The sequence below is a fragment of the Mesorhizobium sp. genome, assembly GCF_017306585.1.
Classification (GTDB): domain Bacteria; phylum Pseudomonadota; class Alphaproteobacteria; order Rhizobiales; family Rhizobiaceae; genus Mesorhizobium.
This window is the reverse complement of the sequence record NZ_JAFKIC010000281.1, coordinates 1-13396: the sequence shown is the minus strand read 5'-3', so window position 1 is coordinate 13396 and position 13396 is coordinate 1. Positions and strand designations below refer to the sequence as shown.

Below are 13396 nucleotides of genomic sequence, written 5' to 3'. Positions count from 1 at the left end.
AGCCTGAAGACGATGGAGACGATCGTGCTTCCGGACGTGCCGGAACTCATCTCGCCGATCATCTATGCGCTGCCGATCCAGATGCTGGCCTATTTCGCCGCCGTCTTCATGGGCACCGACGTCGACCAGCCCCGCAATCTCGCCAAGTCAGTGACGGTGGAATAGGGGGCCTCTCGCGCCGTGCCGCGGCCCGCGACGAATGCACAGGCAGGGCGTTCAGGGAGGAGTAACGGCCGGCGAGACGTTCAGGCCACACATCCAGCCGCAACGCCGGTTCGGCCGTTTGCCCGCAAGCATCACCCCAGTCTTGCCCGGGTGGTGCGCGGCGTTGCCAGGAGCAGGCTGGTTTCGCTGCCGGTGATGCCGGCAATGAGCCGGATGCGCCTGAGCACGGCGTCGAAATCCGTCAGCGTGGCGGTACCGAGCTCGACAACGAGGTCCCAGCGGCCGTTGGTGGTGTGGATGGTCGAGACTTCAGGGAAGCCGCCCAGCGCACGCACCACGCGGTCGGCGGCGTGGCCTTCAATCTCGACCAGCATGATGCCGCGAATGCGCTGGTCGACGGCGTCGGCGCGCAGCACCACCGTGTAGCCGATGATCTCGCCGGAACGCTCCAGCCGCTCCATACGGGCCCTGACCGTGGCGCGCGAGACGCCGAGGTCGACAGCGAGGTCCGAGACGCTGCGGCGCGCATCATGCCGCAATAAGGTCACGAGCCGTTCATCCAACGTATCCATGAATTACCATTCTGATCATCTATGCTGCCATTACGATAGATCATGCTTCTCGAATTGCCAATTTTATTTGTTCATATCGCCGGGCCGTCGTGGTCCTCTCACGGCCACCCGAACCCAGGCATCAGGAAAAACAATGCGTTGCAGAATCGTCGGAGCGCCCGTGCAGGACGGCGCTGGCAGGATGGGATGCGAAATGGGGCCGAGTGCGCTGAGGACCGCCGGACTGGTCCAGGTGCTGTCCGGGCTTGGCCACAGTGTCGAGGATATGGGCGCCGTCCAGCCAATTGCGGCCAGGCGCATCGTGCACGGCAATCTGGCGCTGAAGGCTCTGCCCGAGATTTCAGCCTGGACATCCTCCATTGCCGAAGCCGCCTACGCCGCCAGCGAGGACGCCATGCCGATCTTTCTCGGCGGCGATCATTCGATCTCGGCCGGGACCGTGTCGGGTCTCGCCCGCCGCGCCGCCGAAACCGGGCGGCCGCTGTTCGTACTGTGGCTCGACGCGCATCCGGATTTCCATACGCTCGACACCACGGCCAGCGGCAATTTGCATGGCGTTCCGCTCGCCTATGCCAGCGGCCAGCCGGGGTTCAGCGGCTACTTCCCCGATCTGCCGGCGGCGGTCGATCCCTCCCGCATCTGCACGATGGGCCTGCGCAGTGTCGACCCGGCCGAACGCCGCGCGCTGAACCAGGCGGGCGTGACCGTGCACGACATGCGCGCCATCGACGAGCATGGCATCGCGCCGCTGCTGCGCGCTTTCCTGGCGCGTGTAGCGGCCGAGGACGGGCTGCTGCATGTCAGTCTTGATGTCGACTTCCTCGATCCCTCGATCGCGCCGGCGGTCGGCACCACGGTTCCCGGCGGCGCGACGTTCCGCGAGGCGCATCTGGTGATGGAGATGCTGTCGGACAGCGGGCTGGTGTCGAGCCTCGACCTGGTCGAGTTGAACCCCTTTCTGGACGAGCGCGGCCGGACCGCGACGCTGATGGTCGACCTGACGGCGAGCCTGATGGGGCGCCGCATCATGGACCGCCCCACGCGCAGCCATTCCGGGAGCTTCTGATCATGACCACGGCAAAGCTGAACATCGTCCCCTTCGTCAGCGTCGACCGCATGATGAAGCTGGTGCTCGCCATCGGCGTCGAGCGCTTCCTGACCGAACTCGCCGGCTATATCGAGGAGGACTTCCGCCGCTGGGAGCTTTTCGACAAGACGCCGCGCATCGCCTCGCACAGCCATGACGGCGTCATCGAGCTGATGCCGACAAGCGACGGGCGCCTCTATGGCTTCAAATATGTCAACGGCCATCCCAAGAACATGCGCCAGGGTTTGCAGACGGTCACGGCGTTCGGCGTGCTCGCCGATGTCGGCAGCGGCTACCCCATGCTGCTCACCGAGATGACCATCCTGACCGCGCTGCGCACCGCCGCCACATCGGCGGTCGCCGCTAAATATCTGGCGCCGCGCGGCGCACGCACCATGGCCATCATCGGTAACGGCGCCCAGTCGGAATTCCAGGCCATCGCCTTCAAGGCGCTGACCGGCGTCGACCGGCTTCGGCTCTACGACATCGACCGGTCCGCTTCACGCAAATGCGCCAGGAATCTGGCTGGCATGGGCTTCGACATCACCGTCTGCGAGACCGCGCAGGAGGCCGTCGAGGGGGCCGGGATCATCACCACCGTCACCGCCGACAAACAGTGTGCCACCATCCTCACCGACAACATGGTCGGCTCCGGCGTTCACATCAACGCCGTCGGCGGCGATTGCCCCGGCAAGACCGAATTGCACAGGGATATCCTGCTGCGCTCCGATATCTTCGTCGAGTTCCCGCCCCAGACACGCATCGAGGGCGAGATACAGCAACTGGATCCCGACCATGCGGTGACGGAACTCTGGCAGGTGATTGCCGCCAAGACGCAAGGCCGCCGTGACGCAAAGCAGATTACGCTGTTTGACTCAGTCGGCTTCGCGATCGAGGATTTTTCGGCGCTGCGCTATGTGCGCGACCAGTTGCAGGCGACCGGCCTTTACGAGGAACTCGACCTGCTCGCCGATCCTGATGAGCCGCGCGACCTGTTCGGCATGCTGCTGAGGGCGGCCATGCAGCCGGCGGCGTGACGGGCCGTCGGTGACGAGCAAGACTCGCTTGGCGAGCTTGTAGCGCGCGTCCCCGAAAGCATCTTGATGCCCTTCACGATGTTGGCGCCCAAGGACATTCCTCGGGCGTCTCGCCTTTCAGCATCGTGAACTTCACGTCGGCTCCTCAGCGGGCCGCGACCTCTCGGCCATGCTCGTGGAGCGCCTGTCGCGGTAGAGCTTGAGCGCTGCTCAAGGCCCTGGCCGGGAGGCACTTCCCCACGGCCATCGGGAGGTGCTGGCTATCCATTCCCCTACGCCCAGTGTCTGCCCGTTGGCGGGCTACTTCGGTTTCGGCGAAGCAAAAGACAGAAAAAGACTTCTTTTTGCGATCCGGCCCGGATGCTCTTTTCCCGAACCTAGAACACGCAAGGTCCGCCCGGGAGGCGACGCATAACAAGAGGGCGGCTGCCGAGCCACGGCTTGGCGTACGCAACTCGAACAAGACCGATGCCAACAACAATCATAGGGGAACCACGACAATGAAGACATTCCGCAATTGCCTGCTGGCCACGGTCAGCGCGGGCCTGCTGGGCTTGGGGCTTGCCGCTCCCGCCAATGCCGGCGCCATCCGTATCGGCATGACGACCTGGGTCGGCTATGGTCCGCTGTTTCTTGCCCGTGACCTCGGCTACTTCAAGGAGGCCGGCGTCGATGTCGACCTGAAGGTCATCGAAGAGTCGGCACTTTACATGGCCGCGGTCGCCGGCGGCGACCTCGACGGCGCCGCGTCCACCGTCGACGAGCTGATGAAATACCGCTCCGACGAGCTCTGCTTCAAATACGTCCTGGCGCTCGACGACAGCCATGGCGGCGACGGTGTGGTCACGCAGGCCGATGTCGCGTCGCTGAAGGACCTGAAGGGCAAACCCGTCGCCCTGAACGAAGGCTCGGTCTCCGAATTCTGGTTCAATGTGCTCCTGAAGAAGGAAGGCATGACCGAGGACGACGTCAGCGTCACCAACATGACCGCCGACGATGCCGCGACAGCCTTCATCGCCGGCCAGGTGCCCGCCGCCGTCACCTGGGAGCCGCATCTCACCGAAGTCCGCAAGGGCGGGAAAGGAAAAGTGCTGATCGATTCCACGACCACGCCCGGCCTGATCGTGGACGTGATCGCCCTCAAATGCGATTTGATTGAAAAGCATCCCGAGGACGTGAAGGCACTCGTGAAGGGCTATTATAAGGCGGTCGAATACATCAAGGCCAACCCTGAAAAGGCCTATGAGATCATGGCCAAGGGCATTGGCGGCTATCTCGAAAAGCCCGAGGATTTCGCGGCCGGCGCCAAGGGCGTGCGCTATTACGACCGCGCCCGCAATCTGGAATTCTTCGGCACGCCGGAAAAGAGCGAGGCCTCCGACCTGGTGAACTTCGCGCAGGATATCTGGGGCAAGGCCGGCAAGCTCAAGATGACGATCGACGCGAAAACCATCCTCGACACTGATTTCATCAAGGAACAGTGAGCTTTCGATGCTGGGGGCGGTTCCTGGGGGCCGCCCCCATTCTATCGAAAGCCGGATTTCGCGCTTAATCAATGGAGGCCATCCGATGGCACAGAGGCGGACGGCGTGGACACGCCTGACGACCCCATTCGCCAACATTCCCGCCAGCACGGCGACCTCGCTTGCGCTGGCGATGTGGGTCGTCGTGATCGGCGGCTGGGCCTTGCTGTCCTATGGACGCGTCGTACCCAACATGTTTTTGCCAACGCCAGGCACGGTGCTGCAGACGACCTATCGCATGGGTCTGGATGGCAGTCTGTTCTACCACACGCTGACCAGCGCCAAGGTGGTGCTGCTTGGCTTCATCGTATCATCGGTGATTGCCGTGCCACTCGGCCTTTGGATGGGCACCTACCGGGCGGTGCAGGCGCCGCTGGAGCCGCTGGTCAATTTCATCCGCTACCTGCCGGTGACGTCGTTTGTGCCGCTGTTCATCCTGTGGATCGGCATCGGCATCGAGCAGCGCATAGCGGTGATCTTCTTCGGTACCTTCTTCCAGCAATTGGTGATGATTTCCGATTGCGCGCGCGGCGTATCCAGGGACCTGGTGAATGCCTCCTATACCCTGGGCACCAAGCGCAGCGAAGCGGTGTGGCATGTCATTTTTCCCGCAGCGCTTCCCGCGATCCTCGACACGCTCCGCGTCACCATGGGTTGGGCCTGGACCTACCTGGTCGTGGCCGAACTCGTCGCCGCTTCGAGCGGGCTTGGCTATATCAGCCTCAAGGCGATGCGCGGCTTCCAGGTCGATGTCATCTTCATGGCCATCGCCGCCATCGGGCTTCTGGGCCTCATCACCGACACCGCATTCCGTCTTCTCCGAGCGAGGGTCGCGCCATGGGCACCCTGATCTTGAACGCAACCACACAAACCGCAGCCGGATCAAGGGTAGTGATGACTGAATCCATCAAGGCGAGCACTTCGGCCGGCGCGGTATCGGCAACCGACGTGCGTTCGGCCGGCATCACCATGGCCGTTGAAGACGTGACACTGCGTTACGGCGAGGCCAACGGCGTGCTGGCGCTGGACGATGTATCGCTCAAGGTGGCCAGGAACGAATTCTGCGTCATCGTCGGACCTTCCGGCTGCGGCAAGTCCAGCCTGCTCTATCTCGCCGCCGGCCTCAACGACGCGACCTCCGGCAGCATCAAGGTCGATGGCAGGGAGGTCATCGAACCCGGCGCTGACAGAGGCATGGTGTTCCAGAGCTATACGCTCTTTCCCTGGCTGACGGTGCGCGCCAACATCGAGTACGGTCCCAAGCGCAAGGGCCTGCCTGCGGAGCAGCGCAAGCGGATCGTGGACCAGTACCTCGAGGAGGTCGGCCTGGCAGCCTTCGCCGATCATTACCCCGCCCAATTGTCCGGTGGCATGAAACAACGTGTCGCGATCGCGCGGGCGCTTGCGAACGACCCGGCCGTGCTGTTGATGGACGAACCGTTCGGCGCTCTCGACAGCCAGACGCGCGGCACCATGCAGAAGCTGCTTTTGCGTGTCTGGGAACGGCAGCAGAAGACGGTGCTCTTCGTCACCCACGATATCGACGAAGCGCTCGTCCTGGGCGACCGCGTTCTGGTGATGACTGCCCGCCCCGGCAGGATCAAGGCCGAGATCAAGGTCGACATTCCCCGGCCGCGCTCGATGGACGTGATCCTCGAACCCGAGTTCATCGCGCTGAAGCGTCGTATCCTTGGGCTCCTGCACGACGAGATCGACGAGGATCACTGAGGTGTCGGGGCGGCGGAGGGTTCAAACGGGTACGCTTCGTGATCGACCATGCCGCCTTCGCTCTTATGGGGCGGAGCCGCTTCGAACAACCGACACAGGCTGACCGAACGGACACACAGCGGGTCAGCCGAGCATCATCTCCGACGCTTTCTGGCCGATCATCATGCTTGGCGCATTGGTGTTGCCGCCGATCAGCTTCGGCATCACCGACGCATCCGCGACCCGCAAGCCTTCGATGCCCCGCACCTTCAATGTCGCGGGATCGACGACCGCCATCGCATCCGTCCCCATTTTGCAGGTTCCCACCGGGTGGTAGACGGTCAGCGCCTCGGCGCGCAGATAGGCCAGGATTTCGTCATCGGTTCTGACATCCTTGCCCGGCAGCATCTCCTTGCCCCGTATCGCGTCGAACTCGGACGAAGCGAAGATCTGGCGTGCGATCTTGATGCCTTCGACCAGCACCATCGCGTCGTCTTCACTGGAAAAGAAGCGGTGGTCGATGAGGACGTCCCGGCGCGAACTGTCCCGCGAAAGCGTGATCTCCCCAACGCTTTTCGGCCGCAGCACGCAGGTGTGGATGGCATAGCCGTGGCCGTATTCGATCAGCCTGCCGCGATGGCTGCGATAGCCCGGCACGAAGTGGAACTGGATGTCGGGAAGACCGTTCGCGTATCTCGTCTTCGCGAAGCCGCCGGCCTCGACATAGTTGGTGGTGAGCATGCCCCTGCGACGCGCGAAATACTGGAAGGGCGCGGCCGCGATGCGGGGCAGGTTGGCGAGCGACAGGCCGAGCGTCCTGTTGCTGCCCGAGCGCACGGTGATCATGCCGTCGACATGGTCCTGCAGGTTCTTGCCGACGCCAGGCAGGTCGAGAACAGGCTCGATGCCGATCTGCTTGAGCTCGGCAGCGGGCCCGATACCGGACGCCATCAGGATTCTGGGCGAGTTGATGGCGCCCGCCGAAAGCACGATCTCGCGCCGGGCGGCAAGTGTCTTCTGCTCGCCGCCATGACGCACGCGCAGTCCCGTTGCGCGCCCGTCGGCGATGACAAGATCGGTCACCTCGCATTCGCCGATCAGCGTCAGGTTCTCGCGGCCAAGTACCGGCCGTATGAAGGCGCTGAAGCTGCTGAAGCGCTGACCGCGATCCTGGGTGACGTTGTAGATGCCAAGACCGAGCTGGCTTTCGGCGTTGAAGTCGCTGTTGGCGGGCAGGCCGGCGCTTTGACCGGCCTTGACGAACATGCCGGAAAGCACGTTCGGGTCGCGCGGATTGTCGACCAGCAGTTCTCCCCGCGTTCCGTGATAGCGCGGGTCCTGGGCGAGCAGATTGCGCTCCAGGGCGCGGAAAACTGGGAGCACATTGCTGTAGGCCCAGCCGGCGCAGCCGAGCGAGGCCCATTCGTCATAATCCTCGGCGGCACCCCGGATATAGACCATCGAGTTGATCGAGCTCGATCCCCCCAGCGCCTTGCCGCGATTGACAGGAACGCGGCGGTTGTTGAGATGGGGTTGCGGCACACCGACGAAGCAATAGTCATAGTTCGGGTTGCCGTAGAGCGACAGGATGCCCGCCGGCACCTTGACCCGCAGGCTGTTGTCGCTGCCGCCGGCTTCGATCAGGCAGACGCTGACCGAGGGGTCGGCGCTCAGCCTGTTGGCGACCACGCAGCCGGCCGAACCCGCGCCGACGACGATGTAGTCAAAGCTCTCAGCGCCCATCCCAACTCCATGCAATGCCGGTGTCCGCAGCATTGGCGAGCAAGGCGCGATTGGGCCCGGTCCTGATGACCAGGCCCGCCCGCCCAGCAATGCTCCTCGTGCCATCGGTGCCAATGCGATCGTTGCAAGTCTAGGTGCGCCAAACCCACCCATAAATTCGGAAATGGTTACGCGTGACTTCGGAGATTCGTTATGGGCGCGCGCCAGCGCCTGCTGCTACTTGTCAGCGCTAATGGAGGGGAGGCCGGATGGCGTGAGGGCGCGTCCGGAAGAACGGCGAAACGGGCCGCGCCCGACGGGCGCCCGAAGGCGGTTCTTGCGCGCCGGAAGCTGTCGGATGGTCAGAAAAGGACTGGGCATGTCGGTTGAGGAAGTAGACACGCTTGTCGTCGGTGGCGGCCAGGCAGGCGTGGCCATGAGCGAGCACCTGAGCAAGTGTGGGGTGCCGCATCTGGTTCTCGAGCGCGGCCGCATTGCCGAGCGCTGGCGTTCGCAGCGGTGGGACTCCCTGGTTGCCAACGGCCCGGCCTGGCATGACCGTTTTCCCGGCATGGAATTTCCCGTGACCGGGCCCGATGGCTTTCCCTCCAAGGAGGAGGTTGCGGATTATTTTGCCGCCTATGCAAAGCAGATCAATGCGCCGATCCGCTGCGGCGTCGAGGTTAAATGCGTTGAGAGAAATGCCGGCCGGCCGGGATTTCGGGTCGAGACCTCGGATGGCGTCATTGAAGCCAACAGCGTGGTCGCGGCGACCGGACCTTTCCAGGTTCCCGTCATTCCACCTCTTGTTCCCGGCGACGCCGGTATTCTGCAGATACATTCCAGCGCCTACCGCAACCCCGCGCAATTACCGAAAGGCGCGGTACTGGTGGTCGGAGCGGGATCGTCGGGCGTGCAGATCGCCGATGAACTGCAGCGCTCGGGAAGGCGTGTCTATCTGTCGGTTGGCGCGCATGACCGCCCACCCCGGGCCTATCGTGGGCGGGACTTCTGCTGGTGGCTTGGCGTTCTCGGCAAATGGGACCTGGAAACGCCTGGGCCAGGCACTGAACATGTCACCATCGCGGTTAGCGGCGCGCGCGGCGGCGAGACGATCGATTTCCGCCGTCTGGCCGCGCAGGGCCTTATCCTGGTCGGCATGACGAAGACGTACCAGGACGGCGTGATGACCTTCGCGCCGGACCTCGCGAAGAACATTGCGCGCGGCGACGCCAACCTGATGTCGCTGCTTGACGAGGCCGACGCCTATGTCGTGCGCAACGGTCTGGACCTTCCGGAGGAGCCGGATCTCCGCAGGATCGGTCCGGACCCGGAATGCCTGACCAATCCGATCCTCGAGCTCGATCTGGCGGAAGCCGGCATAACGACGATCATCTGGGCGACGGGTTTTGCCGTCGATTACAGCTGGTTGAAGGTCGACGCCTTCGATGACAAGGGCCGGCCAAGGCACCATCGCGGCGTCTCGACCGAGCCCGGCATCTATTTCCTGGGACTGCCCTGGCAATCGCGAAGAGGGTCGAGCTTCATCTGGGGCGTCTGGCATGATGCCAAGCACGTGGCCGACCGTATTTCGACGCAAAGAAAATATCTGGCCTACCATGCTGCCGCGCAGCGCCAGACGGTGGATGCCTGACCAGAGCCCACGATCGCTGCTAGCCCGCCCCGATGGAGACCAAGATGGCGCATACACGAATTCGCAAGTTCAACACCAAGGAAACTTACCCCGAGCAGAAGCTCGACAACGATCTCTGCCAGGCGGTCGTCACGCGGGGCGGCCGGACCGTCTATCTGCGCGGCCAGTGCCCGCAGGATCTCGACACGGCCAAAAACATCGACAGCCACGATCCGGTCGAGCAGACCCATAAGGTCATGCAGAACATCAAGCAGCTCATCGAGGAATGCGGCGGGACGATGGAGCATCTGGTCAAGGTGGTGATCTACCTCACCGATGTGCGCCATCGCGAGGCCGTCTACCGGACGATGGGCGAATACATCAAGGGCGTGCATCCGGTTTCGACCGGCCTTGTCGTGTCGGCCCTGGCGCGGCCGGAATGGCTGGTCGAGATCGACGGCACCGCAGTAATTCCGGATTAGGCGCCATGACCCTCTCCATCGTCGCGCGCTGTCGGCGCACAGGCATGTTCGGAGTGGCGGTGTCGTCGTCGTCTCCCGCGGTCGCGGCGCGTTGCGCCTACGCGCAGGCGGGTGTCGGCGCGGTCGCCAGCCAGAACGTCACCGACCCGACGCTTGGGCCGCGGGCGTTGGACCTGATGGCGCGCGGCGCTTCGGCGGCCGAGGCGGTCGCGATCCTGAAGCGCACCGCGCACAGCGAATACCGCCAACTCCTTGCTGTCGATGCGGCCGGCGGCAGCGCCATTCATTCGGGACCGAAAGCGCTCGGCATCTGGGCCGAGGCGCGCGGTGAGAATGTCGCCTGCGGCGGCAACCTGCTCGCCAATGACGGCATCCCGCGCGCCATGGTCGACGCTTTCCTTGCCTCTGACGGCGAGCTCGGCGACCGGTTGATCGCCACAATGCGGGCCGCGCTCGCGGCCGGCGGCGAGGCCGGACCTGTGCGTTCCGCCGGAATGAAGCTGGTGCGTGACGTCTCGTGGCCTGTCGCCGATCTGCGCTGCGATTGGACCGAAGCCTGTCCGATCGAACAACTGGCGGGGCTGTGGGAAATCTACAAGCCTCAACTGGACGCCTACGTCACCCGCGCCCTCAACCCATCCGGCGCGCCGAGCTACGGCGTCCCCGGCGACGAATGACTGCGACCGTCTGGAGCCAGTGATGAGCGAACTCAGCCACAAGGAATGGATCGCCAGGGCGTCCGAAATCCGTTTTCGCGAAAAGGCCTTCATCGACGGTAAAGCCGTGCCCGCGCGCTCGGGGCGGACTTTCGCCAGCGTCAATCCGGCTACAGGCGAAACGCTGGCCGAAGTCGCCTCCTGCGGGGAGGAAGACATCGACCTTGCGGTCGCGGCGGCGCGGCGCAGCTTCGAGTCCGGCGTCTGGTCGCGAACAAGTCCGGCGCACCGCAAACAGGTGTTGCTGCGACTGGCCGAGCTGCTTCGGGAAAACCTGCATGAACTCGCGCTGCTGGAATCGCTCGACATGGGCAAGCTGGTCAGAGACGCGGCCTCCATCGACGTGCCGGGCTCGGCGGCGATCTTCCAATGGTATGGAGAGGCCATCGACAAGATCTACGACGAGGTAGCGCCCACGGGCCGTGGCGACCTCGCTCTGGTGCGGCGCGAGCCGCTCGGCGTGGTCGGAGCCGTGGTGCCATGGAATTTTCCGCTCGACATGGCGACCTGGAAATGCGCGCCGGCGCTTGCGGCCGGCAATTCGGTGGTGCTGAAGCCGGCCGAGCAGTCGCCTTTCTCGGCGCTCAGGCTGGCGGAACTCGCCATGGAAGCCGGCCTGCCTGCCGGCGTTCTCAATGTGGTGCCGGGCCTCGGCGAGACCGCCGGCCAGGCGCTTGGCCGGCATATGGATGTCGACTGCCTCGCCTTCACCGGGTCGACTGCCGTCGGCAAGATGTTCCTGCAATATTCCGGCCAGTCGAACATGAAGCAGGTCTGGCTGGAAACCGGCGGCAAGAGCCCCAATCTTGTCTTCGCCGATTGCGGCGACCTGGACGCGGCGGCCGACATGGCCGCCTTCGGCATCTTCTTCAACCAGGGCGAAGTGTGCTCGGCCAATTCCCGGCTGTTCGTCGAGCACCGGATCAAGGATGCGTTTGTCGAAAGGCTCGTGCAGCGGGCGGCGGCAACCCAGCCTGGCGACCCGCTCGATCCCGCCTCCAGGATGGGCGCGATGGTGGACACGCGCCACGCCGCGAATGTCATGCGCTTCATCGAAGGCGGCAGGAAGTCTGCCCGGCTGGTCACCGGCGGCGCCCAGCTTGCTGTCAACGGACGCGGCAGTTTCATCCAGCCGACGATCTTCGACAATGTCGCGCACGACGACCCGCTTGCCCGCGACGAGATATTCGGCCCGGTATTGTCCGTCGTCGCCTTCGACGGCGAGGAGGAGGCGCTCCGGCTCGCCAATGACAGCATCTACGGTCTTGCAGCCTCGGTCTGGACCGACAGCCTGTCGCGGGCGCACCGCGTCGCGGACCGGCTGCGTGTGGGCACGGTTTCCGTGAACACCGTCGACGCGCTGAGCCCCATGACCCCCTTCGGCGGCTTCAAGCAATCCGGCTTCGGCCGCGACCTGTCGCTGCATGCGCTCGACAAATACACCGCGCTGAAAACCACCTGGATAAAATACTGAGGAGCGACCACGGCTTGATTGCAGCAACCAAACGGGCATCATAGAAGCCCATGCCGCTCCGCTTCACGCTCAGACAACTCGAATATTTTGTCGCTGTCGGCGAAGCCGGCTCGATCGCCAAGGCGGCCGAGCAGGTGAATGTCTCGCCGCCGTCGATCTCGGCGTCGATCGCCCAGCTCGAAGCCGAGTTCGGCGTGCAGCTCTTCGTTCGCAAGCATTCGCATGCCCTGGCGCTCACGGCCGGCGGCCGCCTGTTCCTGAAGGAGGCGGCGCGACTGCTCAACGATGCTGACGCGCTGCACGACATTGCCGGCGACATCGCCGAAAAGGTGCGCGGGCCGCTGGCGATAGGCTGCCTGCTCACCTTCGCCCAGATCGTGCTGCCGGCGCTTCGCCGCAAATTCGAGGACGCCTATCCGGATGTGCGCGTCAGGCAGTTCGAGCGCAACCAGGGTCAGCTGTTCGAGATGCTGCAACGCGGCGAAATAGACGCCGCGCTGACCTATGATCTCGAACTGTCGCAGGACATGACGTTCGAGCCGCTGATGCAATTGCCGGCCTATGTGATGCTGCCGGCCGCGCATCGCCTTGCGGGGAAGGCGGGCATCACGCCCGAGGAACTGGTGGACGAGCCGATGGTGCTGCTCGATCTGCCCTACAGTCGCGAATACTTTCTGTCGGCCTTCCAGGCCCGGAGCCTGCGGCCCAACATCGTGGAGCGTACCGGCGACATCGCCGTGATGCGTTCGATGGTCGCCAACGGGTTCGGCTATGGCATCGCCAATATGCGGCCGCTCAACGCAATGTCGCCGGATGGCAAGCTGCTGGTCTTCGTGCCGCTGCTGGGAGACGTCAGGCCGTTGACCATGGGCATAGCCTTGCCGAATGCCGAGCACCGCACGCTGACGGTGCAGGCATTCGTCGATCACTGCCGCCGTTTCGTGGTCGAGCAGGGCGTCTTCGGTACCGAGCGCATTGTGAAGTGAACCGGCCGGCGGCCCTCACATGCCGTCGGCCAGCCGTTGCAGCAGTATCTCCAGCATGTCATCGCAGCGCCGTAGTTGTTCGACGCTGACATACTCGTCGGGCTTGTGCCCCTGCGCCATCGAACCCGGACCGCAGACCACCGTCGGTGTGCCGAGATCGCGGCTGAACAAGCCGCCTTCCGTACCGAAAGCAACCTTCATGGTGCTGTTGGCGCCGGTCAGCGATTTGACGAAAGCCACCGCTTCGGAGACGGCAGGCGTGTCGAGGCCGGGATAGGTGTTGGTGATCTCG

At 64.1% G+C, this 13396-nt stretch carries 13 protein-coding genes; 10 read left to right on the top strand and 3 right to left on the bottom strand.

Annotated elements, in window-relative coordinates:
- Positions 1–296: 296 nt before the first annotated feature.
- Positions 297–737 (bottom strand): Lrp/AsnC family transcriptional regulator, encoded by a 441-nt coding sequence (locus J0I79_RS32350; protein ID WP_292869371.1) that lies wholly within the window; start codon positions 735–737, stop codon positions 297–299.
- A gap of 133 nt (positions 738–870) precedes the next feature.
- Here J0I79_RS32350 and rocF point away from each other — a divergent pair, with 133 nt between their 5' ends.
- The 5 genes from rocF (at position 871) to J0I79_RS32325 (ending at position 6112) form a co-directional block, all read left to right on the top strand.
- The gene (gene rocF, locus J0I79_RS32345; RefSeq protein ID WP_292869368.1) at positions 871–1803 is read left to right on the top strand and encodes an arginase; all 933 of its coding nucleotides are present in this window, start codon (positions 871–873) and stop codon (positions 1801–1803) included.
- 2 nt (positions 1804–1805) lie between these two features.
- Positions 1806–2861, top strand: coding sequence for an ornithine cyclodeaminase (locus J0I79_RS32340; protein WP_292869365.1), 1056 nt, complete (start codon positions 1806–1808; stop codon positions 2859–2861).
- A gap of 500 nt (positions 2862–3361) precedes the next feature.
- On the top strand, positions 3362–4345 hold the full coding sequence (locus J0I79_RS32335; RefSeq protein WP_292869362.1) for an ABC transporter substrate-binding protein: 984 nt from the start codon (positions 3362–3364) through the stop codon (positions 4343–4345).
- 85 nt (positions 4346–4430) lie between these two features.
- A complete protein-coding gene (locus J0I79_RS32330) occupies positions 4431–5234 on the top strand; it encodes an ABC transporter permease (RefSeq protein ID WP_292869359.1) in 804 nt (267 codons plus the stop codon).
- A gap of 119 nt (positions 5235–5353) precedes the next feature.
- Positions 5354–6112, top strand: coding sequence for an ABC transporter ATP-binding protein (locus J0I79_RS32325; protein WP_292869377.1), 759 nt, complete (start codon positions 5354–5356; stop codon positions 6110–6112).
- A 123-nt stretch (positions 6113–6235) separates the two neighbouring features.
- Here J0I79_RS32325 and J0I79_RS32320 read toward each other — a convergent pair whose 3' ends face one another.
- On the bottom strand, positions 6236–7834 hold the full coding sequence (locus tag J0I79_RS32320; protein ID WP_292869356.1) for a GMC family oxidoreductase N-terminal domain-containing protein: 1599 nt from the start codon (positions 7832–7834) through the stop codon (positions 6236–6238).
- Between the two features lie 358 nt (positions 7835–8192).
- Between J0I79_RS32320 and J0I79_RS32315 the strand changes: the two genes are divergently transcribed.
- Genes J0I79_RS32315 through J0I79_RS32295 form a run of 5 tightly spaced genes read left to right on the top strand, consistent with a single transcriptional unit; the run spans position 8193 to position 13104 of the window.
- Positions 8193–9467, top strand: coding sequence for an NAD(P)/FAD-dependent oxidoreductase (locus tag J0I79_RS32315; protein ID WP_292869374.1), 1275 nt, complete (start codon positions 8193–8195; stop codon positions 9465–9467).
- A gap of 44 nt (positions 9468–9511) precedes the next feature.
- Positions 9512–9928, top strand: coding sequence for a RidA family protein (locus J0I79_RS32310; protein WP_292869353.1), 417 nt, complete (start codon positions 9512–9514; stop codon positions 9926–9928).
- A 5-nt stretch (positions 9929–9933) separates the two neighbouring features.
- On the top strand, positions 9934–10605 hold the full coding sequence (locus J0I79_RS32305; RefSeq protein ID WP_292869350.1) for a DUF1028 domain-containing protein: 672 nt from the start codon (positions 9934–9936) through the stop codon (positions 10603–10605).
- Between the two features lie 22 nt (positions 10606–10627).
- Positions 10628–12118 carry an aldehyde dehydrogenase gene (locus tag J0I79_RS32300; RefSeq protein WP_292869347.1) on the top strand — a complete coding sequence of 497 codons (1491 nt, stop codon included), beginning with the start codon at positions 10628–10630 and terminating at the stop codon, positions 12116–12118.
- 50 nt (positions 12119–12168) lie between these two features.
- Positions 12169–13104: a LysR family transcriptional regulator gene (locus J0I79_RS32295; RefSeq protein WP_137932711.1), complete on the top strand. Its 936-nt coding sequence runs from the start codon at positions 12169–12171 to the stop codon at positions 13102–13104.
- A gap of 15 nt (positions 13105–13119) precedes the next feature.
- On the opposite strand, the gene J0I79_RS32290 is transcribed toward J0I79_RS32295, so the two are convergent.
- Positions 13120–13396: M20/M25/M40 family metallo-hydrolase (locus tag J0I79_RS32290; RefSeq protein WP_292869344.1), on the bottom strand; the 277-nt coding region annotated here is incomplete at its 5' end.

Coding starts and splice junctions, on each gene's coding strand:
- J0I79_RS32310 (WP_292869353.1), top strand. CDS start 9,512: ATGGCGCATACACGAATTCGCAAGTTCAACACCAAGGAAACTTACCCC.
- J0I79_RS32295 (WP_137932711.1), top strand. CDS start 12,169: ATGCCGCTCCGCTTCACGCTCAGACAACTCGAATATTTTGTCGCTGTC.
- J0I79_RS32350 (WP_292869371.1), bottom strand. CDS start 737: ATGGATACGTTGGATGAACGGCTCGTGACCTTATTGCGGCATGATGCG.
- J0I79_RS32330 (WP_292869359.1), top strand. CDS start 4,431: ATGGCACAGAGGCGGACGGCGTGGACACGCCTGACGACCCCATTCGCC.
- rocF (WP_292869368.1), top strand. CDS start 871: ATGCGTTGCAGAATCGTCGGAGCGCCCGTGCAGGACGGCGCTGGCAGG.
- J0I79_RS32315 (WP_292869374.1), top strand. CDS start 8,193: ATGTCGGTTGAGGAAGTAGACACGCTTGTCGTCGGTGGCGGCCAGGCA.
- J0I79_RS32325 (WP_292869377.1), top strand. CDS start 5,354: ATGGCCGTTGAAGACGTGACACTGCGTTACGGCGAGGCCAACGGCGTG.
- J0I79_RS32300 (WP_292869347.1), top strand. CDS start 10,628: ATGAGCGAACTCAGCCACAAGGAATGGATCGCCAGGGCGTCCGAAATC.
- J0I79_RS32335 (WP_292869362.1), top strand. CDS start 3,362: ATGAAGACATTCCGCAATTGCCTGCTGGCCACGGTCAGCGCGGGCCTG.
- J0I79_RS32305 (WP_292869350.1), top strand. CDS start 9,934: ATGACCCTCTCCATCGTCGCGCGCTGTCGGCGCACAGGCATGTTCGGA.
- J0I79_RS32320 (WP_292869356.1), bottom strand. CDS start 7,834: ATGGGCGCTGAGAGCTTTGACTACATCGTCGTCGGCGCGGGTTCGGCC.
- J0I79_RS32340 (WP_292869365.1), top strand. CDS start 1,806: ATGACCACGGCAAAGCTGAACATCGTCCCCTTCGTCAGCGTCGACCGC.